This is a genomic window from Pontixanthobacter luteolus (genome assembly GCF_947494915.1).
Taxonomy (GTDB): Bacteria; Pseudomonadota; Alphaproteobacteria; order Sphingomonadales; family Sphingomonadaceae; genus Pontixanthobacter; species Pontixanthobacter luteolus.
The window spans coordinates 1,535,428-1,555,292 of record NZ_CANLWR010000001.1 but is presented as its reverse complement, the minus strand read 5'-3'; the positions used below and the strand labels follow the sequence as shown (position 1 = coordinate 1,555,292).

The following is a 19,865-nucleotide window of genomic DNA, read 5'->3' as shown; positions in this document are numbered from 1 at the left end:
CGGCGCGCCCTTTGCGTCAAACTGCACCGAATGTCCAGCCCTCGGTTCGGGCAATTTTTGGTGTCAGCTCCGCCGGGTTCCAATAGGCGGGGTCATGAGCGATTTTCCTGAGCCACGCAGCTGTAACCAGCGCGTCGGAAGAATGGTCGTCAATGTCTCCTGCGCCGCCTACGGGGGGAGAACCCAACTTGCCCAAGGCTGCGTTGAGCGCCTCGTAACTTCGCAGCTTTGTCTTCCCCTTGCGTGCACCGCCGCCGCGCGCAGCGATAGAGGTGTACATTTCCACCAGCACCGGACCCGAAGGGGGCACCGGATCGACCGGCCAAACCGAAACCACGCCTTGCAGCGAATGCAGCATTCGCATCCCGGTGAGGCTGGATTTCCCCACCTGCGCAGCGCCGACGAGGTTGAAATTGCTCACCGGTCTGACCCCCAAGGCGCGCTGCGCCTGTTCGGCGATACGAAAGCGCCCCTCGCGCGTTTCGGCGGCGGGGTGATGGAACCTATCGCCAACGTGTTCCCTGGAATGCCTGAAATAGCGAGATGCCTCGGGATGCGCGACGAAACTGCCCGCTTCAAGATTGGGATCGTTCTCGCAGATGCTCTCCACCATGGCCCACAGCGATTTCGCATCCTGCGGCGTGCGGTCCCAACCGGGAAAGAACGCGTCCGAATCGGCGAACGGCAGCGAAATCCCCAGATCCATTCCGATCAGGATGTCATTGCTGGCCAACCCTTCGATCAGCGAACGGACTTCTTGCCTCGACCAGTATTTTCCCGGCGGAGACACAAGGCGCGGGGCGTCCTGTCCTTTGGCGGCTGCAACCGCGATACCCTTGTGGCGCTCACCCTTCGCGCCAGACCAGTCGACGGCAATGAATTCGGCAAAGCGGCCCGGTTTCATCGGCTGCGCAGTTCGGTCCGTTTCCGGTCCCACCATTCCATGCGTTCGCGCACCTTACGTTCAAACCCGCGCTCAACCGGTTGGTAATATTCCTGCGGCTCCATCTCGTCAGGCCAGTAATTGTCGCCGGAAAAACCGCCTTCGGCATTGTGATCGTAGGAATAGCCTTCGCCGTAGCCGATATCTTTCATCAGCTTGGTTGGTGCGTTCAGGATGTTCTGCGGCGGCATGAGGCTGCCCGTTTCGCGGGCGCTTTTGAAAGCGGCCTTTTGCGCGGCATAGGCGGCGTTCGATTTCGGCGCGGTCGCCAGATACAGGCACGCTTGCACGATGGCCAATTCGCCTTCCGGACTGCCGAGGAATTCATAGGCATCCTTAGCCGCGAGGCACTGGGTCAGGGCCTGTGGATCGGCCAGCCCGATATCCTCGCTGGCGAAACGGACCAGACGCCTAAGGACATAGCGCGGCTCCTCCCCGGCGGTCAGCATACGGGCCATGTAATAGAGCGCGGCCTGCGGATCTGACCCGCGCAGGCTTTTATGCAGCGCGGAAATCAGATTGTAGTGACCGTCACGATCCTTGTCGTAAACGGCAACACGCCGCTGCAGGAATTTACCTAGCCCCGCCGGATCGAGCGGTGTTTCGATCTTCGCCGCGTAAAGTGTCTCGGCCTGGTTGAGCAGGAAGCGCCCGTCTCCATCGGCGGATGCCACCAGCGCCTCGCGTGCGTCGGGGTTCAAGGGGAGGGGGCCCTCCAGGCCCTCTGCCCGTTCCAGAAGGATCGACAGTGCGGAATTGTCGAGCCGCCTCAGGATCAGCACCTGCGCGCGGCTGAGCAGCGCGGCGTTCAGTGCGAAACTGGGATTCTCGGTGGTCGCGCCGACCAGCGTTACCGTGCCACGTTCGACAAAGGGCAGAAAACCGTCCTGCTGGGACCGGTTGAAGCGGTGGATTTCGTCAACGAACAACAATGTGCGCTGGCCTGCATCGGCTGCCTTGTCTGCGGCGGCGAATGCCTTCTTCAGGTCTGCCACCCCAGAAAAAACCGCGCTTATCGCCTCGAACCGCATGCCGACAGCATCAGCAAGCAACCGTGCGGTTGTCGTCTTGCCTGTGCCCGGCGGACCCCAGAGTATCATGGAAGACAGCCGCCCCGCCGCGACCATGCGCCCGATTGCGCCCTCTTCGCCAGTCAAATGATCCTGCCCGACCACTTCGCTCAACTCGCCCGGGCGAAGGCGATCGGCGAGCGGCGCGTCCTCGCGCGGCGTATCGGCGGGAGGGGGCGGCGGGAGGTCGTCGGCAAACAAATCAGTCATTCGTCGATCCAGATAGTGACTTTGCCGAAGGATTGCACCAATCGCTTGACCAAACAGCCTTAAGATATATCTTAGAGCTATCTTAGTTATATCAGAAGGATCGAGAATATGAGACTGCACAAAAATCGGAAAGCGTGGAAAGCAGCCTTTCCCATGGCAGCAATGATGGCCGCAGGACGCGGTTGGGATGGCCGTTTCAGTTGGGATGGTGACGGTCCATGGGGCGGGCGAGGCGGTCAGGGTGGCCGCGGTCCGCGTAGCAGGCGCAGGATATTTGGATCGGGCGAGCTCCGGCTGACCTTGCTCATGCTGATCGGTGACGAACCGCGTCACGGCTATGAACTGATCAAGGCGATCGGCGAGATTACCGGCGGCAATTACGAGCCAAGCCCCGGCGCCGTTTATCCTACTCTGCAATTGTTGGCAGACGAGGGTTCGATCAGGGAAGCCAAGCCGAAAAAGGGCGATGAAGCCAAAAAGGCCTTTGAGATCACTCAGGCCGGCACAGACGAACTGGCTGAACGGGAAGCGGAAATCGCCGCAATCGTTCACAAGTTGACCGCCATGTCCGGCGACGAGGAACGGCACCGTGCGCCTGAGCTTTTCCGTGCGATGGGCAATCTGGCGGGCGTGCTCAAGAACAAGTACCGCGCAGGCGGATTCAAGGATGGCGACATCGAAGAAATCGTCGACATCATCGACGAGGCAGCAAAGCGTATCGAGCGCCTCTGACCCACGGGGGTTAACGCATTTGCCGGTCTGGATGCCGTGAGTTAGCTTCCTCCTATTGAGCCGCGCTAAAATTCTGCGCGGAGGGAGGAAATTATGAACGGCACGACCGGTAAAGCACCGTGGCACCTGTGGGTGATCGGTGTTCTGACACTGCTTTGGAACTCGATAGGGATCATGTCCTATCTGGCAACGCGGATGGACAAGCTGGAATCGCTTGGAATGACGGCTGACCAGATCGCGTATTTCGACAGCTACCCCCTGTGGGCGAATGCGTTCTGGGCGCTCGGCGTATGGGGGGCATTTGCAGGGTCGATCCTGCTTCTGCTCAGGTCGAGATGGGCCGTGACATCGCTAATCGTGGCGATTGCCGGGCTGGTGGGGACTTCGCTGTATCAGCATGTCCTCACCCAGACACCGGAAAGCCTCCAAAATCCCGTTCTTGCCGTATCGATATGGGTGATCACGGCACTGATGCTCTGGTATGCTGTCAAAATGCGCAGCGCAGGGGTTTTGCGCTAACGGGCGTTGAGGCCATTTGCCTCAGTTTTTGCGTGCTTCGATCAGGCGGACGTAGGTATCTGCAACCGCCTGATTGATTGCATCCCAGCTGAAATCCAGGCTGCGTTTTTCACCGGCATCGCCGTGCTCCTTGCGCAGCGCGTTGCCCTGACAATAAGGCGCGATTGCCTCGGCAAAATTCTCCGGCGATCCATGCGGGACAAGCCGGCCTGTAGCCCCGTCATTTACCAGGCTGGATGAGCCGGTCGCACCGGCTGCGACAACCGGCAGACCGCACGCCATTGCTTCCAGCGTGACATTGCCGAAGGTCTCGGTAACCGACGGGTTGAAGAAGATATCCCCGCTGGCCAGCGCGCGCCCAAGATCAGGTCCGGTCTGAAAGCCGACAAAGATGCCGCCCGGCAGGTTCTTCTCGAACCATTTGCGGGCAGGGCCTTCGCCGATGACCATCACCTTGTGCGGCACCTGTTTCTTGCGCAGCTGCACAATCGTTTCGGCAAAAACGTCGAGACCCTTCTCCATCACCAGACGGCCAAGAAAAACGATGGCTACATCGTCGTCCTCGATGCCCAGTTTGCGGCGCCATTCCAGATCGCGCTTCTGGGAAGCGAAAACAGTCCGGTCCACCCCGCGCGACCAGATGGAAATGTCATCATGCATTCCCTGTTCGCGCAAAGTCTCGATCTGGCTTTCGGATGGTGCAACAAGTCCGTCGCAGCGATGATAGAACCGGCGCAGAATGGCCTCGAGCCACGGCTCAGTGAAACCAAGCCCGTAATAGCGCGGATAGGTTTCGAACCGCGTGTGCACCGAAGCAAGGATCGGGATGTCGTGATCGCGTGCCCAGCTGACTGCACGGTGCGATGACACATCGGGCGAGGCCACATGAATGATGTTGGGATCGAAATTCGCAATGTCGTCGCGCACGCTTTTTGGCAGACCAAGCGGGAAACGGAATTCGCTGCGCCCGGGGATTGGCACTGAAGGTACGCTGACGAGGTCGCCCTGCGGCTCGAACGCGGGTTCGTCCACGGTCGGCGCGTAAACGCGAACGCTGGCACCTTGGCGCAGCAGATATTCAACCAGACGGTTGAGCGCCTGATTCGCACCATCGCGAACGTAATTGTAATTGCCGCTGAAGAGCGCAATGCGAAGGTCGGACGTCTGCATATGCCAGCGCTTTAGATTGCCGCACCGCGTTTGGCGAGTGCGGAGTTCGTCGCGCACACAAAGCATTCCACCGATCATTTGCCGGGAAATGCTGATGCTGCTTGACATGCTGCGGCGCAACATTATTGCCGCCGACGGGCCACGCGGTCCCAACGCCGCGCGTGCTCTCTGTGAGGAGAGAATACATGACTGACGTACCTGCGCTCAAACCTGAGCGTCCTTTCTTTTCGTCCGGACCAACTGCCAAGTTCAAAGGCTGGTCGGCGAGCAATCTCAAAACCGAAGCACTCGGCCGTTCGCACCGTTCGGCAACCGGCAAGGCGCGCCTGAAATACGCGATCGACCTGACCCGTGAACTGTTGGGCGTGCCCGACGACTACCTTGTCGGCATTATGCCCGGTTCGGATACCGGCGCGCTGGAATGCGCGATGTGGACCATGCTTGGCGCGCGCCCCGCGACTGTCGCAGCATGGGAAAGCTTCGGCAATGTCTGGATTCAGGACGCGGTCAAACAGCTCAAGCTGAAGGACCTGACTGTCCTTGATGCCGATTACGGCGAAATCCCCGATCTGGCGAGCATTCCGCAGGACAACGATGTTGTCTTCACCTGGAACGGAACAACTTCGGGCGCACGCATTCCTGATACCGATTGGCTGGCCGAAGGCCGCGAGGGTATCACCATCAACGACGCCACCAGCGCGATCTTCGCGCAGGAAATGGACTGGTCGAAACTCGATGCGACCACGTTCAGCTGGCAGAAGGTGATGGGCAGCGAGGCACAGCACGGTATGCTGATCCTCAGCCCCAAGGCAGTCGCGCGTATCGAAAGCTACGATCCGGAATGGCCGCTGCCGAAACTGTTCCGCATGAAAAAGGGTGACAAGATCAATCGCGCCATCTTCGAAGGCGCGACCATCAACACACCCAGCCTGCTGGCGACCGAGGATTACATTCTCGCGCTGGAATGGGCCAAATCGCTCGGCGGCCGTCAGGCAATGTTCGAACGGGCCAGCGCCAACGCAAAAGTCGTGACCGACTGGATCGAAGCGACACCGTGGCTGCGCAACATGGTTTCCGACCCGGCAAAACGTACCAATACCGGTGTGTGTTTTGTGTTTCAGGGCGACTATTACGACAGCCTGTCGCCAGAAGACCAGGCAGCCGTGCCCAAGACCATCGCCAAGATGCTGGATGAACGTGACGTAGGTTACGATTTCAACGGCTACCGCGATGCACCGCCAAGCCTGCGCATCTGGTGCGGCGGAACCGTGGAGAAGGAAGACCTCGAGCGTCTTCTGCCATGGATTGAATGGGCATACGCCGAAATCCAGAAATGATCGGCGGCCCCGGCACTGCCCGGGGCCCCGTTTTCCGCTGACGCGGCCGCTGTGCGGTCTGCGCCGGATTTTGCGAAGGAATTTTCTATGACGAAACCCAAAGTACTCATCTCTGACAAGATGGACCCGAACGCCGCCCGCATTTTTCAGGAACGCGGCTGCGATGTCGATGTAATCACCGGCGAAACACCGGAAGAATTGGCAGCGCGGATTGGCGAATATGACGGGTTGGCGATCCGTTCGTCCACCACGGTCACCCCTGAAATCCTCGACGCGGCGACCAATCTGAAGGTCATCGGCCGCGCCGGTATCGGGGTCGACAATGTCGATATCCCCTATGCTAGCGGCAAGGGCGTGGTCGTGATGAACACCCCATTCGGCAATTCGATCACCACCGCGGAACATGCGATTGCGATGATCATGGCGCTTGCCCGCCAAATCCCGGCGGCCGATGCCCGCACGCAGCAGGGCGAATGGCCGAAAAGCGCGTTCATGGGTGTTGAAGTCACCGGCAAGACGCTGGGCCTGATCGGTGCCGGCAATATCGGCTCGATCGTTGCCAGCCGCGCGCTCGGTTTGAAGATGAAGGTTGTCGCTTTCGACCCGTTCCTGACAGAGGACCGCGCCGTGGAAATGGGCGTGGAGAAGGTTGACCTCGACACGCTTCTGGCCCGTGCGGATTTCATCACGCTGCACACGCCGCTGACCGACCAGACCCGCAATATCCTTAGCCGGGAAAACCTTGAAAAGACCAAGCAAGGCGTGCGTATCGTCAATTGCGCCCGCGGTGGCCTGATCGACGAGGCGGCTCTGAAGGACCTGCTCGAAAGCGACCATATCGCTGGCGCTGCTCTCGACGTGTTCGCGCAGGAACCGGCCAAGGAAAACCCGCTGTTCGGCACCAAGAATTTCATCTGCACGCCGCACCTCGGCGCCTCGACCACAGAGGCACAGGTCAATGTTGCGCTGCAGGTTGCCGAACAGATGGCCGATTACCTGGTCAATGGCGGCGTCACCAATGCGCTCAACATGCCAAGCCTGAGCGCGGAAGAAGCGCCCAAGCTCAAGCCTTACATGTCGCTGGCTGAAAAGCTCGGCTCGCTCGTCGGGCAATTGGCCCACGGCAATCTCGACAAGATCAGCATCGAGCGCGAAGGCGCCGCCGCCGATCTGAACGGCAAACCGATCACCGGTGCGGTGATGGCCGGTCTGATGAAACAGTATTCGGACACGGTGAACATGGTCAACGCGCCATACCTTGCAAAGGAACGCGGGCTGGACGTTCGCGAAATCCGCCACGACCGCGAAGGCGTATATCACACGCTACTGCGCGTGACGGTTGAAACCAGCCAGGGTGCACGGTCTGTGGCGGGCACGCTGTTCGGCAGCGAAGCGCCACGACTGGTTGAAATCTTCGGCATCGGTATCGAGGCGGATTTGCAGGGCGATATGCTTTATATCGTCAACGAAGATGCGCCGGGTTTCATCGGCCGCATCGGTTCGCTTCTGGGCGAAAACGGTATCAATATCGGCAACTTCAACCTTGGCCGCCGCGATGGCGGAGGGGAGGCCGTGGTACTACTTTCGGTCGATCAGCCGATCCCGCAGGACATTGTGCAAAAGGCCTGCGCGCTGGAAGGCGTCAAAGTCGTAACTCCGCTGGCCTTTTGATCACGTTTGGGGCAAGCGCCCGCTCGATATGAGTGAACAGCTATGAGTAATTCGACCGACGACTTGCTGCCAGTCGGACTTTCCGACCGCTTGCCCGAAGAAGCGGCAATTGCGACCCGTGTAATGCGGGCCGCATTGCAGGCGATGGACGCACACGGCTATGACCGCGTGCGTCCGCCGCTGATTGAATTCGAAAAATCGATGGCCGAACGGATGGACGGCGTGTCGCCGCGCCGGATGTTCCGCTTTGTGGATCCCGGCAGTCTGCGCACGCTGGCGCTGCGTTCCGACATGACGGTGCAGGTCGGGCGGATTGCCGCGACCTCGCTCGCTGGCGCCCCGCGTCCGTTGCGGCTGTGCTATGCAGGCGAAGTTGCTACGATCACCGCAGACCAGTTGGACCCGTCGCGCCAGCGATTGCAGATCGGCGCTGAATTGATCGGTGCCGACAGCGCAGCAGCGGCAGCCGAAATGGTTGAATTGGCGATTGAATCGCTCAAGGCAGCGGGAGCAACCGGAATCTCGGTCGATTTCACGTTGCCCGATCTTGTCGATACGCTCTCCGCGCAAACCATGCCGCTGGACGAAACCCAGATTGAGGCTGTTCGCCGCGAACTTGATACCAAGGATGCCGGCGGGCTGAAGGCTGCCGGCGGCGACGCCTATTTGCCGCTGCTTTACGCAACCGGCGACTTTGCCGATTCCATCGCTCGTCTTGCCGAACTGGATGCCGGCGGTGCGCTGGCATCACGGATCGAAGGGCTGAAAACCATCGCCAGCCGGGTTGGCGGCAGCGCGCGCGTCACTCTCGACCCGACCGAACGGCACGGTTTTGAATATCAGAGCTGGTTCGGCTTTACGATTTACGCACAGGGTGTGCGCGGCGCATTGGGCCGCGGCGGCACATACACAATTGGCGGCAGCGACGAGGCTGCGACCGGTTTCTCTCTCTATGTGGACCGGCTGGTTGATGCGCTCGACAGCGATAGCCAGCGCGACACGCTGTTCTTGCCGGTCGGTCATGACCGCGCAGCGGCGGCAGCACTTCGTGCCAATGGGTGGCGAACAGTTGCTGCCTTGTCTGAGCAAGACGACGCAGGGGCTCTTCGCTGTACGCACGTCCTTTCAGGCGAGCAGCCGAAACCGCTCTGAAGCCATTGCCCGTTTGCCAGCGGGGTCTGCGCGTTTGGCATACCCCGCCGGCTAACCGGTTATGAGTTGAACTTGCCCGGCTCCGGACCGATCCGGCCTTCTGCATCGTCAAGATCATCGATCATCTTCATCTGATCGGCGGTCAGTTCGAATGACAGCGCAGAGAAATTGTCCCGGATATGGTCAGGATTGGTGGACCGGGGCAGGGTGCTCAATCCGCACTGGATATGCCAGCGGATGACCACCGCAGCTTTCGACTGGCCGATCTCCTCCGCAATCTTGCTAACTGCATCGCTGCCCATAGCGTTGCCTTGGCCCAGCGGTGACCAGCTTTGCGTGACGATGCCCATTTCATCGTGCAGCTTGCGCATATCACGCTGCTGGAAAGTCGGGTGCAGTTCAATCTGGTTGAGTGCGGGCACAACGCCTGTCTCATCGGCAATCCGTTTCAGGTCTTGCTCGCGGAAATTGGACACGCCGATTGACTTCGCCTTGCCTTGGTCGCGCAGTTCGATCAGCGCCTTCCAGGTGTCGACAAACAGATCTTTCTCCGGGCACGGCCAATGGATCAGCAACATATCGACATGATCGCGGCCCAGGCGCTGCAGGCATTTGTCTGCCGCCTTCAATGTGCGGTCATAGCCCTGGCTTTCGTTCCAGATCTTGGTCTGAAGGAAAATATCGCTCCAGTCGCCGATCCCTTCGCCGACGCCGCGTTCGTTCTGATAAATAGCCGCTGTATCGATCAGCCAGTAACCGGCTTCCAGCGCGGTTCGGACAGCGGCAGCGGCATCGTCTTCATCGATTTCCCAGGTTCCAAAGCCAAGCTGCGGAATCTGGCGATCATCGTTCAGGGTGAGGGTGGGATAGTTGTTTGTTTTGTTCATATCATTTCTACGAACGCCGGTGCGAGCGGTTCCGGTGAATTTGCATCCACCAGACCGCTTGACTTGCACTGCCTTGCACCTCTACCCCGCACACGCATTTCGGGCTCCGGTCCGTCCATTTCATCCCTGACGTCGAGTCCTGTCGAAGGACGTTTGAGGATCCCCGGGCAGGGGTGAAGGAATACCTATGGCTAACGTAACTGTGATCGGTGCCCAGTGGGGCGATGAGGGCAAGGGCAAGATCGTCGACTGGCTCGCCAGCCGCGCAGATGCCGTGGTGCGTTTTCAGGGCGGCCACAATGCCGGCCACACGCTGGTCATCGATGGCAATGTGTTCAAGCTTAGCCTGCTGCCCAGCGGCATCGTGTCAGGCACGCTGTCGATTATCGGCAATGGCGTGGTGCTGGACCCGTGGGCTCTCAAAGGAGAGATCGAGAAACTCGAATCGCAGGGTGTGACGATCACTGACGACAATTTCGCGATTGCCGACAACTGCCCGCTGATCCTGCCAATCCACCGCGATCTTGACGGTCTGCGCGAAACCGCCGCCGGCAGCGGCAAAATCGGGACCACCGGACGCGGCATCGGCCCGGCCTATGAAGACAAGGTCGGCCGCCGCGCGATCCGGGTGTGCGACCTCGCACATCTCGATACGCTGGAGCCGCAGCTAGACCGCCTGTGCGCGCATCACGATGCGCTGCGCGCCGGTTTCGACCAGCCGCCGGTCGACCGGGAGGCTTTGCTTGCCGAACTGAAGGAAATCGCCCCCTTCGTGCTGCGGTTTGCCCAGCCGGTTTGGAAACGGCTCAAGAAAGTGCGCAAGGCTGGCGCCAAGATCCTGTTCGAAGGCGCGCAGGGCGTGCTTCTGGATGTCGATCACGGCACCTATCCGTTCGTCACCAGTTCCAACACGGTCAGCGGAACAGCGGCCAGCGGGTCGGGCCTGGGCCCCAACTCGACCGGCTTCGTGCTCGGCATTGTGAAGGCCTACACGACCCGCGTCGGCAGCGGTCCGTTCCCGACCGAACTGGACGATGCAGACGGCCAGCGGCTGGGCGAGCGAGGCCATGAATTCGGCACCGTCACCGGACGCCAGCGGCGCTGCGGCTGGTTCGATGCGGTGCTGGTCCGCCAGAGCTGCGCCATCAGCGGCGTCACCGGTGTCGCGCTGACGAAGGTCGACGTGCTGGACGGGTTCGATACGGTGAAAATCTGCACCGGCTACCGTCTGCGCGGAAAGATCATGGATTATTTCCCCAGCCACGCTGCCGATCAGGCCGAGGTCGAACCGATCTATGAAGAAATGGAAGGGTGGAGCGAAAGCACCGCCGGCGCCCGCAGCTATGCCGACCTGCCCGCCAATGCGATCAAATACATCCAGCGTGTGCAGGAATTGATCGAAACGCCGGTTGCGCTTGTGTCCACAAGTCCGGAACGCGACGATACTATCCTGATGCGAGATCCCTTCGTCGACTAGAATTGTGACGATATGATCTTTACTTGATCTACATTTGTTCTTACCCTGTTCTTGTTATCAGGAGCTGGGAAGATGTCAGGTCACAGGGCGCAAGCCGATTTCGATTACCACCCGACAGGGGTTGCGCGCGGCGTTGCAAACGATCCCGCCGGGCTGCCGCTGACGGTATCGGTGTTTGCCGACCGCAGCCACGTGCGCGCCGGTATCCTCGATGATGCGCTGGCTGCCGGGCTGCGTCAGGGGCAGGTCGGCAGCGTGAATGAACTTTTGGGCGGTGAAGCCTGCTCGCTTGGCGAGGTGGTGCTTCTCGATTGTCCGGTTGTGGACGGCAGGACACTGGCTGCGCTGGCCCGGCTGGATATGCGCATCGCCAATTCGGGCGCGCAATTGGTGATTTCAACGTCGGTCGATGCGCTCGATGACGTGTTCGGATGTCTTGACCAGTCGGCTCCGCAAATTCTTGTCGATCCCGCTAGGTCGGAACGCGTAATTGCGCTTGGCCGCGTTCTGGCGAAAATGCCTAACATGCGCCTACGCGATCTTTCGGATGATGATCGGATCACACTCCTGCGCCTGACCGAGCAGGTCGGACAGATTGCCGAGCGGCTGGAACGCTTGGGCGCGGATGGAAAGTCCGCCGATGGGGGCGCCTTCCGCTTCGAATCTCCGACTGACGATTTCAGCGCGCAGGAAAGTGAGGACGGTTCGGGCCGGCTGGTGCGCAAAGTGCGTCCCTCGCTGCCCGATCCGCGTCTGGTGCGCCGCATCGTACGCCAGCGCCAATTGCGCGCGCGGTTTTTCGACGGTGATCTTTTCGCTGATCCGGCATGGGATATCCTGCTGGACCTGACGGCAGCCCGCGCAGAGCACACGCGTGTGTCGGTCACCTCCCTGTGCATTGCAAGCGGGGTTCCGCCGACAACCGCGCTGCGCTGGATCAGCCAGATGGTCGATGCTGGTCTGTTGGAGCGGGTTGAGGATGAGGCCGACAAACGCCGCGCCTTCATCGCGCTCAGCGACCGGGCGGCAGACGCAATGGCCCGCTATTTCATCGAATTGAAGAAAGACGCTGCCGCGCTGGTGTGATTTTAGCTGGCTGCGCGCAGGGTGATTGTGAGGCCGCAGACAGGCTCCCCGCTGTAAGGCAATTCGCGGCGCAGCGCGTCAGCTCTTGCCCGGTCGAGGATTTCTGCCGGCACCGCCGGATCGTGGAGCAGCAGGTCAACCGTGCCGAGCAAACGGGCCTGTTTCAGCGTCAGGTCTTCAGGGTCATCGCTCGTAAGCTGAATTTCCACTGTCTGTGACGCTACGGGATCGTCGGCCGCGGCAAGCCAATCGTCCACCCGCTCTGCAGACCCAGGATCGAGCGGATCAAGCGTGCCGCCTTCGGCAAGTGCTGCATCCAGAGCATTGCGGCGCTGTGCACCGTCGGGGAACCGCGCACGCATGGCATCGCGGCTGGCGGCCAGTTTCGCGGCAAGATCGCCTAGGGTCTGAGGCAAGAGTTTCTCCAGCCGCAGCCTGATCTGTTTGGAAAGGCCGGCTGAGGCACCGGATGTCCCGATCGCGATCAAGACCGGGTCACGGTCGAGAATGCTGGGGGTAGTGAATTCGCACAAATCCGGACGGTCGGCGACATTGACCAGCAGACCCTTGCGGCTCAGCCGCATGGCTGCCGCCTTCGCAGCGCGCTCATCCTCCAGCGCGATAAAAGCCAGCTTGGCATGATGCGCCTCGGCCTCGCCGCAGGGGATCCCGCCCGCACGCTCGACCAAGCGCTTCTTCGCTTCGCCCATCTCCCCTTCGCCGAGCACGACCACGCGTTGTCCCGCAATGCGGTGGAGCAGGGGAAGCGAACCGATCACAGCCAGTCCGGCACCCGTTCTGCCGCCATGATGTCTGCTGCCGGCAAACGGTCTGCAACGACCGCGAATTTGTCGCCATCGACCAGCACTTCGGCCACGAAACCGCGGCTGTTGTAGCTGGACGCCATAGTCGCACCATATGCACCAGCGGTGCGGAAGATCGCCAAGTCGCCGCTTTCCAGAACGTCGAGATCGCGGTTCATGGCAAAGGTATCGCCGGTCTCGCAGATGGGGCCGACCACGTGGGCATTCATTTTGCCGCCGTTGGGGGCCACAGCTTCGATATCATGCCATGCGCCGTACATTGCAGGCCGGGCCAGATCGTTCATCGCTGCATCGACGACGATAAACGGGCTGGCATTCGAACTGCGTTTCACCCGGATCACCCTGGTCAGCAGAATACCGGCGTTGCCCGCAATGACGCGGCCCGGTTCGAAAGACAGCGCCACATCCCAGTCTTTGGTGACGCGCGCAACCATCGCCCCGTATTCGGCGGGGCTGGGCATGATTTCACCGGCCTTGTACGGCACGCCAAGTCCGCCGCCCAGGTCGACATGCGTTACCTTTTGCCCGGCATCGCGCAGTTCCTGCACCAGCTTGCCTACTTTCAGGAAAGCAGTTTCCAGCGGTTCGAGGGTGGAAAGCTGGCTGCCGATATGGACGGCGATCCCGCGCATATCCATGCCGTCCTGATCGGCCAAATTGGCGTAGATTTCAGCTGCCCGGTCGATCGGAACACCAAACTTGTTTTCCGCCTTGCCGGTCGAGATTTTCTCGTGAGTGCGCGCATCGACGTCCGGGTTTACCCGCAATGCGCAGCGCGCCGTCATCCCGTGGCGGGCCGCGATCGAGGCCAGTTCATAGCCTTCTTCTTCGGATTCGATATTGAACTGACCGATATTGGCGCGAAGACCCTGCAGCAGTTCATCATGCGTCTTGCCAACGCCGGAAAACACTATGTCCTGCGACGCCATGTCGGCAGCCAATGCGCGCACCAGTTCGCCCCCGGACACGACATCTGCGCCGTAGCCTTCTTGCTGCAAGACTTTCAGCACTGCCAGGTTGGGGTTTGATTTCACTGCAAAGGCGATGTGCGGTTTGTTCACCCCCGACAACGCATCGCGGAAAACGCGGGCGTGGCGGATCAGGGTCGCGCGGGAATAGACATAGACCGGCGTGCCGACTTCTTCGGCGATCTTGGTCAGGGGCACGTCTTCGGCATGAAGCACGCCGCCGCGAAGTTCAAAATGATCCATCGTCTTGTTCTAAGCTCAATTTTCAGGCGGAAGATCGAACGGATCGTCTTCGCGTTCTTCACTGCGGCGGCGTAGTTCGACGCTGCGTTCCGGGGCGGCCTGCGGGTCCAGTTCCAACAATTCGTCGGCGGTAGGCCGTGCCTCGCTACCCGTTGGGGCGACCGGCAGGCTCTGGCCCTCCAGCGGCTCCAGCGGTGCGCGCTGGGCACACGCACCCAATCCCGCAAGCAATGCCGGCATCACGCAAACGGCGATCGGGGATTTGCGGATCATGTGTCGTTTCCTTCAGCAATACCCAGAGCTTTGCGCGCTGTTTCGACCTGGCGCATTACCTGTTCAGGCGCAGTTCCGCCATAAGATGACCGTGCGGCAACCGATGCTTCGACGGACAGCGCGGTATACACCCGCTCATCGATACGTTCGTCGATGGCTTTGAGTTCCTCCAGCGAAAGTTCGTCCAGCGCCGCGCCTTTTTGTTCAGCCAGCTTAACCGCTGCGCCGGTGATATGGTGCGCTTCGCGAAACGGAATGTCCGCCTCTCGCACCAGCCAGTCGGCAAGATCGGTTGCGGTGGCATAGCCAAGCTCTGCCGCCTGCCGCATCCGGTCGGTTTTGAAGGTGCTGTCGGCCACCATTCCGGTCATCGCCGCAATCGAAAGCGCGAGCAGGCTGGCCGCTTCGAATACCGGCGGTTTGTCGTCCTGCATATCCTTGGAATATGCGAGCGGCAGGCCTTTCATGGTGATCATCAGCGCGGTCGCTGAACCAATCACCCGGCCTGCGTGGCCGCGCACCAGTTCGGCCGCGTCGGGGTTTTTCTTTTGCGGCATGATCGAACTGCCGGTCGACAGGCTGTCTGCCATCCGCACGAACCCGAATGGCTGGCTCGCCCAGATGATGAATTCTTCTGCCAGCCGCGAAAGATGCAGCGCGATCTGGCTGGCGGCCATCAGGTAATCGAGCGCGAAATCGCGGTCGGACACGGCATCCAGGCTGTTTGCGGTTGGCCGGGCGAACCCCAGCGCCTCGCTGGTGGCATCGCGGTCGATCGGAAATCCGGTGCCGGCCAGCGCCGCAGAACCAAGCGGGCATTCATTCATCCGTGCACGCGCATCTGCCAATCTCGACCGGTCACGCCGTAGCATTTCATAATAGGCCAGCAGATGATGGCCCAGCGTCACCGGTTGCGCGGTTTGCAAGTGAGTGAAGCCGGGCATGATGCTGTCTGCATGACGGCCCGCCTGCGTCACCAGCGCCTGTTGCAGCGCGGCAAGACCGGCATCGGTCTGCTCGATCGCTTCGCGAACCCACAGCTTGAAATCGGTGGCGACCTGATCGTTGCGGCTGCGTGCGGTGTGAAGCCGGCCGGCGGCAGGGCCGATCAGTTCCGCCAGACGGCTTTCGGTGGTCATGTGAATGTCTTCGAGGTCCCAGTTTTCCGGCACCCCATCGCGTTCATATTCGGCTGCGACCGCATCCAGCCCGTCTGCGATCGTCGCTGCATCGCCTGCGCTGACGATACCCTGCGCGCCGAGCATTGCGACATGCGCCTTGCTGGCGGCGATATCCTGACGCCACAATGCCTTGTCGAACGGGATAGAGGCGTTGATTTCGCGCATGATCGCGCTAGGTCCTTCAGCGAACCTTCCGCCCCACATCTGGTTGGAGCCTGCCTTGTCCTTACGATTTTCGCTCACGCGTAACGCCTTGATCCTGATTGGCCTGACTGCCGGCCTTGCAGCTTGCGATAGGGAAGCTACCAACCCGGCGCAAGAACAGGGCGAATTGGGCGCGGAGAAGTCCAGCTTGGTCGGAGAGATCGATCGCAGCCGCGCCGGGGAACTGCTGCCAGCGGTCAATGTGACCGGGCCGGACGGCGAAACGCTGAATCTGGGCGCGGCACAGGGGCAGCCGATCTTGCTGAACCTGTGGGCGACATGGTGCGCGCCCTGCGTGGTGGAGATGCCGATGCTGGATGATCTGGCGGGCGATCTGGACGGTCAGGTCCGGTTGGTCACGGTGAGCCAGGATTTTCAAGGCGCAGAAAAAGTCGTCCCGTTCTTCGAACAAATGGAATTTCAAAATCTGGAGCCGTGGATGGACCCGCAAAACGAACTGGGTTTTTCCGTAGGTAGCGAGATCATGCCTGTGACCGTGCTGTATAATGCCAGCGGTCAGGAAGTGTGGCGCGTAGTCGGCGAGTATGACTGGTCCAGCGCCGAAGCGCGCGAGGCCATACTCGCCGAATAATCGCGCAAATTACGCGTCAGAACTGGTAAGCTACACCAGCGCTGAGGACCCACGGGTCCAACTTGTGCTCTGTCTGGATGGCAAGGGTGTTGCCTGCGAACCAGCGCGCGGTCGTGTCGATGAAGTACCGTTTGGCATCGACGCTGAAGGAAATGCCCTTGTCATTGATCGGCACATCGACGCCGGCTTGCAACGCCAGGCCGAGTTCATTCGACATATCGAAATCGGTGACGCCCAGCGGGATTGTGGCAGCGCCCGGTTCTTCGTCGAAGAACAGGAAGTAAGCGGGGCCGGCACCGACATAGGGTTTCACACCGCCGAGATCGAAATGGTATTTCGCGGTCACGGTGGCCGGGATCAGCTTGGCATCAGAAACCAGTTCTGCGCCGGGCAGACCGGTTGTCCCGTCGACATCGTGCTGTGTCATGCAGCAGATGGTTTCGACAGAGAAATTCTCGGTGAAGAAATACTCCACCGCCAGCGTCGGCACGAAATTGTCGTTCGCTTCGGTCTGGGTATTGGCTGGCAGTCCGACAATATCGGTGTCGATGCTCGTGATCTTGCCATCGGGCAGCACACCGGTGGCAAACAGTTTTGCCTGAACCGTGCCTGCCCGTTCAGCGGCCATAGCTGGCGCAGACACGGCAGCGATTGATGCGAAGGCCATTAGGCATACGGCAGTTGTGCGTTTCATAATCCTTATTCCCGGTGCCGCAGTGGCTGCCCGATGCAGCCAAGGGTTCTTGCGGCAACGAGGCTGGATTATTCGCGAAAAGACCTGCGTTCATTGATCTGGGTCAAAGACTGACCGGCTTTTTTGCACCAATTCGGTGGCACGTATTCAATTGCCACATTTCGGTGCCCATCATGGTCGCAAACGATGCATTCGGTTCATTCCTGCGCGACATTCCGCGTTCCACGCCGCACGCCAGCACAGCGTGCGGGCTGCAGAAGCTAGCCCATTTGCTGCCGATTTGCCGCGGGTCCATGGTACCGCTGGACCCCACCGAAAATTCGCTGGCCTACGTCGCCAGCGGGGCGACGAAACTCATCGCCAGCGCATCCGGCGGCAGGGAGCAGATTGTTGCGTTCCATTTTCGCGGTGATCTGGTGTCCGTTCCTGGCAATGCGTGGCATTCTTATGATCTGTGCGCGCTGGTCGACACGCAGATACTGCTTTTTCCGGCGCGTGAATTCATTGACCTGACCCGCACCGACCCGGCGTTCGAAGACATCCTGCTGGAACGATCGCTGACCGCGCTGCACCGGTGCCGGGACAAGGCCGTGGGGCTGGGCCGCAAGAATGCACAGGAACGGCTCGCCAGCTTCCTGGTCGGAATGGCCGAACGGATTGGTACACGTGAAGACGGCACGACTATCCTAGACCTGCCAATGTCGCGGCGGGATATTGGCGACAGTCTGGGGCTGACGATTGAAACCATCAGCCGCCAATTCGGTGAATTGCGGAAGTCCGGCCTGGTGCAGACCGTGGGCCGATGCCGGGTGGAATTGTGCGATTTGGCGGAATTGGCGAAACGGGCGGGTCATGCCTGATCCGCGACCTTGTCCGGCAGAGCACGGCATTTTTTTCAAATTTGATCTGGATCAATGCGGGTCCGGGGCAGGCTTTCTAATGAGAGCGTGTTCTAGAGGGGTGAATTTCTAATGGAAGCTGTACTTGGCAGGGTCGGACTGTGGTTCCTGATCCTCTTGCTCGCCATCGGTGCGATAATCGGTGCGCAGGATAGCGGTTTTGCCGCGCATGCGACGATCATCGCAATTGTCGCGTTCGTTTTGATCTGGGTCACCGCTGGGCGGTACGACCCGATGGCGAAGGCGCAAAGCCTGTTCAAGATGCCAACCGGGCCGGAAACATATGATGATGATCCGGTCCGCTGGGGCGTGCTCGCGACTACGTTCTGGGGTCTGGCGGGTTTGCTGGCAGGATTGTTCATTGCCTTGCAGCTCGCCTTCCCAGTCCTGAATTTCGAACCCTATCTGACATTTGGCCGGGTCCGTCCGCTGCACACATCGGCGGTGATTTTTGCGTTCGGCGGAAACGCGCTGATCGCGACCAGTTTTTATGTTGTGCAGCGCACCTGCCGGACCCAATTGGCATTTCCTTCGCTCGCCCGGTTCGTGTTCTGGGGCTACCAGCTGTTCATCGTGCTGGCGGCCAGCGGCTATCTGCTCGGTATCACCCAGTCGAAGGAATATGCAGAGCCGGAATGGTATGTCGATCTGTGGCTGACCATTGTCTGGCTTGCCTATCTGGCGGTGTTCGTAGGGACCATCGTTCGCCGGCATGAACCGCATATCTATGTGGCCAACTGGTTCTACCTCGCGTTCATCGTGACGATCGCGATGCTGCACGTCGTCAACAACCTGGCGATCCCGGTCAGCTTCCTAGGCGCGAAAAGCTATAGCGCGTTCGCAGGCGTTCAGGATGCCCTGACCCAGTGGTGGTATGGCCATAACGCGGTCGGGTTCTTCCTGACCGCAGGCTTCCTCGCGATGATGTATTACTTCGTGCCGAAGCAGGCAGAGCGGCCGGTCTATTCCTACCGGCTGTCGATCATCCACTTCTGGTCGCTGATCTTCCTCTATATCTGGGCAGGTCCGCACCATCTGCACTACACCGCGCTGCCTGACTGGGCGCAGACACTGGGCATGGTGTTTTCGATCATGCTGTGGATGCCCAGCTGGGGCGGGATGATCAACGGCCTGATGACGCTGAACGGCGCATGGGACAAGGTCCGCACAGACCCGATCATCCGCATGATGGTGATGGCGCTGGCGTTCTACGGCATGAGCACGTTCGAAGGGCCAATGCTGTCGATCAAGGCAGTCAACGGCCTGTCGCATTACACCGACTGGACCATCGGACACGTCCATTCCGGCGCGCTGGGCTGGAACGGCATGATCACCTTCGCCGCGCTTTACTACCTCGTTCCGCGCCTTTGGAAGCGCGAACGGCTGTATTCGCTGCGGATGATCAACTGGCACTTCTGGCTCGCGACACTCGGCATCGTTTTCTATGCCGCCAGCATGTGGGTCGCCGGGATTACCCAAGGCCTGATGTGGCGTGAATACGGCGTCGACGGATACCTGGTGAACAGCTTTGTCGACAGTGTCGCAGCTCTCCACCCGATGTACCTGATGCGGGCATTTGGCGGGCTGCTCTACCTCAGCGGCGCGCTGATCATGACCTACAACATCTGGATGACTCTGGCTGGCCGCATTCGCGAAGAAGCGCCCATGACAGAGACGCCGCATAGCGATGCTGCAGACCGTCCAATCACCACAGTTCCGGCCGAATAGGAATC

Annotated in this window: 19 protein-coding genes; 10 read left to right on the top strand and 9 right to left on the bottom strand. The window is 60.3% G+C overall.

Going from position 1 to position 19,865, the window contains the following annotated elements; all coding sequences use genetic code 11:
- Nucleotides 1–16: 16 nt before the first annotated feature.
- Both PO778_RS07620 and PO778_RS07615 read right to left on the bottom strand, forming a co-directional pair.
- A complete protein-coding gene (locus PO778_RS07620; protein ID WP_271439129.1) occupies nucleotides 17–904 on the bottom strand; it encodes a hypothetical protein in 888 nt (295 codons plus the stop codon).
- On the bottom strand, nucleotides 901–2,223 hold the full coding sequence (locus tag PO778_RS07615) for a replication-associated recombination protein A (protein WP_160730320.1): 1,323 nt from the start codon (nucleotides 2,221–2,223) through the stop codon (nucleotides 901–903). Before PO778_RS07615 ends, PO778_RS07620 begins: the two co-directional genes overlap by 4 nt.
- 108 nt (nucleotides 2,224–2,331) lie before the next feature.
- On the opposite strand from PO778_RS07615, the gene PO778_RS07610 reads away from it, so the two are divergent.
- Both PO778_RS07610 and PO778_RS07605 read left to right on the top strand, forming a co-directional pair.
- Nucleotides 2,332–2,955 (top strand): PadR family transcriptional regulator, encoded by a 624-nt coding sequence (locus PO778_RS07610; protein WP_235903629.1) that lies wholly within the window; start codon nucleotides 2,332–2,334, stop codon nucleotides 2,953–2,955.
- Between the two features lie 93 nt (nucleotides 2,956–3,048).
- Complete coding sequence (locus PO778_RS07605) at nucleotides 3,049–3,474, top strand: hypothetical protein (protein WP_160730319.1); 426 nt, start codon at nucleotides 3,049–3,051, stop codon at nucleotides 3,472–3,474.
- A gap of 21 nt (nucleotides 3,475–3,495) precedes the next feature.
- Here PO778_RS07605 and PO778_RS07600 read toward each other — a convergent pair whose 3' ends face one another.
- Nucleotides 3,496–4,644: a glycosyltransferase family 4 protein gene (locus tag PO778_RS07600; RefSeq protein WP_271439128.1), complete on the bottom strand. Its 1,149-nt coding sequence runs from the start codon at nucleotides 4,642–4,644 to the stop codon at nucleotides 3,496–3,498.
- A gap of 185 nt (nucleotides 4,645–4,829) precedes the next feature.
- Between PO778_RS07600 and PO778_RS07595 the strand changes: the two genes are divergently transcribed.
- The 3 genes from PO778_RS07595 to PO778_RS07585 all read left to right on the top strand — a co-directional run bounded on the left by PO778_RS07595 (nucleotide 4,830) and on the right by PO778_RS07585 (nucleotide 8,804).
- A complete protein-coding gene (locus tag PO778_RS07595; protein WP_271439127.1) occupies nucleotides 4,830–5,981 on the top strand; it encodes a phosphoserine transaminase in 1,152 nt (383 codons plus the stop codon).
- Nucleotides 5,982–6,068: 87 nt separating this feature from the next.
- On the top strand, nucleotides 6,069–7,652 hold the full coding sequence (gene serA, locus PO778_RS07590; RefSeq protein WP_160730316.1) for a phosphoglycerate dehydrogenase: 1,584 nt from the start codon (nucleotides 6,069–6,071) through the stop codon (nucleotides 7,650–7,652).
- Between the two features lie 42 nt (nucleotides 7,653–7,694).
- The gene (locus PO778_RS07585) at nucleotides 7,695–8,804 is read left to right on the top strand and encodes an ATP phosphoribosyltransferase regulatory subunit (RefSeq protein ID WP_271439126.1); all 1,110 of its coding nucleotides are present in this window, start codon (nucleotides 7,695–7,697) and stop codon (nucleotides 8,802–8,804) included.
- 59 nt (nucleotides 8,805–8,863) lie between these two features.
- Here PO778_RS07585 and PO778_RS07580 read toward each other — a convergent pair whose 3' ends face one another.
- The gene (locus PO778_RS07580) at nucleotides 8,864–9,691 is read right to left on the bottom strand and encodes an aldo/keto reductase (RefSeq protein WP_271439125.1); all 828 of its coding nucleotides are present in this window, start codon (nucleotides 9,689–9,691) and stop codon (nucleotides 8,864–8,866) included.
- 187 nt (nucleotides 9,692–9,878) lie between these two features.
- Here PO778_RS07580 and PO778_RS07575 point away from each other — a divergent pair, with 187 nt between their 5' ends.
- Entirely contained in the window at nucleotides 9,879–11,168 is a 1,290-nt protein-coding gene (locus PO778_RS07575; RefSeq protein WP_160730313.1) for an adenylosuccinate synthase, read from the top strand.
- Nucleotides 11,169–11,240: 72 nt separating this feature from the next.
- A complete protein-coding gene (locus PO778_RS07570) occupies nucleotides 11,241–12,254 on the top strand; it encodes a helix-turn-helix domain-containing protein (RefSeq protein ID WP_271439124.1) in 1,014 nt (337 codons plus the stop codon).
- A gap of 2 nt (nucleotides 12,255–12,256) precedes the next feature.
- Here the strand turns inward: PO778_RS07570 and PO778_RS07565 are convergent, their stop codons facing one another.
- From PO778_RS07565 to argH, 4 genes are read right to left on the bottom strand one after another with little or no spacing between them, the layout of a single operon-like run.
- Nucleotides 12,257–13,033 (bottom strand): precorrin-2 dehydrogenase/sirohydrochlorin ferrochelatase family protein, encoded by a 777-nt coding sequence (locus tag PO778_RS07565; RefSeq protein ID WP_271439123.1) that lies wholly within the window; start codon nucleotides 13,031–13,033, stop codon nucleotides 12,257–12,259.
- Entirely contained in the window at nucleotides 13,030–14,289 is a 1,260-nt protein-coding gene (gene lysA / locus PO778_RS07560) for a diaminopimelate decarboxylase (protein WP_271439122.1), read from the bottom strand. Before lysA ends, PO778_RS07565 begins: the two co-directional genes overlap by 4 nt.
- Nucleotides 14,290–14,304: 15 nt before the next feature.
- Entirely contained in the window at nucleotides 14,305–14,562 is a 258-nt protein-coding gene (locus tag PO778_RS07555; RefSeq protein WP_160730310.1) for a hypothetical protein, read from the bottom strand.
- A complete protein-coding gene (gene argH, locus PO778_RS07550; RefSeq protein WP_271439362.1) occupies nucleotides 14,559–15,947 on the bottom strand; it encodes an argininosuccinate lyase in 1,389 nt (462 codons plus the stop codon). The genes PO778_RS07555 and argH overlap by 4 nt, the downstream gene beginning before the upstream one ends.
- Nucleotides 15,948–15,963: 16 nt before the next feature.
- Between argH and PO778_RS07545 the strand changes: the two genes are divergently transcribed.
- On the top strand, nucleotides 15,964–16,539 hold the full coding sequence (locus PO778_RS07545) for a TlpA family protein disulfide reductase (protein WP_271439121.1): 576 nt from the start codon (nucleotides 15,964–15,966) through the stop codon (nucleotides 16,537–16,539).
- A gap of 16 nt (nucleotides 16,540–16,555) precedes the next feature.
- On the opposite strand, the gene PO778_RS07540 is transcribed toward PO778_RS07545, so the two are convergent.
- Nucleotides 16,556–17,233: an OmpW/AlkL family protein gene (locus PO778_RS07540; protein ID WP_160730308.1), complete on the bottom strand. Its 678-nt coding sequence runs from the start codon at nucleotides 17,231–17,233 to the stop codon at nucleotides 16,556–16,558.
- Nucleotides 17,234–17,406: 173 nt separating this feature from the next.
- Here PO778_RS07540 and PO778_RS07535 point away from each other — a divergent pair, with 173 nt between their 5' ends.
- Together PO778_RS07535 and ccoN are read left to right on the top strand one after the other, a co-directional pair.
- Nucleotides 17,407–18,093, top strand: a complete 687-nt coding sequence (locus PO778_RS07535; RefSeq protein WP_160730307.1) for a helix-turn-helix domain-containing protein — start codon at nucleotides 17,407–17,409, stop codon at nucleotides 18,091–18,093.
- A gap of 111 nt (nucleotides 18,094–18,204) precedes the next feature.
- Nucleotides 18,205–19,860, top strand: a complete 1,656-nt coding sequence (gene ccoN, locus PO778_RS07530; protein WP_160730306.1) for a cytochrome-c oxidase, cbb3-type subunit I — start codon at nucleotides 18,205–18,207, stop codon at nucleotides 19,858–19,860.
- Nucleotides 19,861–19,865 lie beyond the last annotated feature (5 nt).

Excerpts from the sequence above, each read along its gene's own strand:
- PO778_RS07615 (WP_160730320.1), bottom strand. The coding sequence starts at position 2,223 with ATGACTGATTTGTTTGCCGACGACCTCCCGCCGCCCCCTCCCGCCGAT.
- PO778_RS07620 (WP_271439129.1), bottom strand. The coding sequence starts at position 904 with ATGAAACCGGGCCGCTTTGCCGAATTCATTGCCGTCGACTGGTCTGGC.
- PO778_RS07570 (WP_271439124.1), top strand. The coding sequence starts at position 11,241 with ATGTCAGGTCACAGGGCGCAAGCCGATTTCGATTACCACCCGACAGGG.
- PO778_RS07585 (WP_271439126.1), top strand. The coding sequence starts at position 7,695 with ATGAGTAATTCGACCGACGACTTGCTGCCAGTCGGACTTTCCGACCGC.
- PO778_RS07540 (WP_160730308.1), bottom strand. The coding sequence starts at position 17,233 with ATGAAACGCACAACTGCCGTATGCCTAATGGCCTTCGCATCAATCGCT.
- argH (WP_271439362.1), bottom strand. The coding sequence starts at position 15,947 with ATGTGGGGCGGAAGGTTCGCTGAAGGACCTAGCGCGATCATGCGCGAA.
- PO778_RS07535 (WP_160730307.1), top strand. The coding sequence starts at position 17,407 with ATGGTCGCAAACGATGCATTCGGTTCATTCCTGCGCGACATTCCGCGT.
- PO778_RS07580 (WP_271439125.1), bottom strand. The coding sequence starts at position 9,691 with ATGAACAAAACAAACAACTATCCCACCCTCACCCTGAACGATGATCGC.
- PO778_RS07595 (WP_271439127.1), top strand. The coding sequence starts at position 4,830 with ATGACTGACGTACCTGCGCTCAAACCTGAGCGTCCTTTCTTTTCGTCC.
- PO778_RS07600 (WP_271439128.1), bottom strand. The coding sequence starts at position 4,644 with ATGCAGACGTCCGACCTTCGCATTGCGCTCTTCAGCGGCAATTACAAT.
- serA (WP_160730316.1), top strand. The coding sequence starts at position 6,069 with ATGACGAAACCCAAAGTACTCATCTCTGACAAGATGGACCCGAACGCC.
- PO778_RS07555 (WP_160730310.1), bottom strand. The coding sequence starts at position 14,562 with ATGATCCGCAAATCCCCGATCGCCGTTTGCGTGATGCCGGCATTGCTT.
- ccoN (WP_160730306.1), top strand. The coding sequence starts at position 18,205 with ATGGAAGCTGTACTTGGCAGGGTCGGACTGTGGTTCCTGATCCTCTTG.
- PO778_RS07610 (WP_235903629.1), top strand. The coding sequence starts at position 2,332 with ATGAGACTGCACAAAAATCGGAAAGCGTGGAAAGCAGCCTTTCCCATG.
- PO778_RS07575 (WP_160730313.1), top strand. The coding sequence starts at position 9,879 with ATGGCTAACGTAACTGTGATCGGTGCCCAGTGGGGCGATGAGGGCAAG.
- lysA (WP_271439122.1), bottom strand. The coding sequence starts at position 14,289 with ATGGATCATTTTGAACTTCGCGGCGGCGTGCTTCATGCCGAAGACGTG.
- PO778_RS07605 (WP_160730319.1), top strand. The coding sequence starts at position 3,049 with ATGAACGGCACGACCGGTAAAGCACCGTGGCACCTGTGGGTGATCGGT.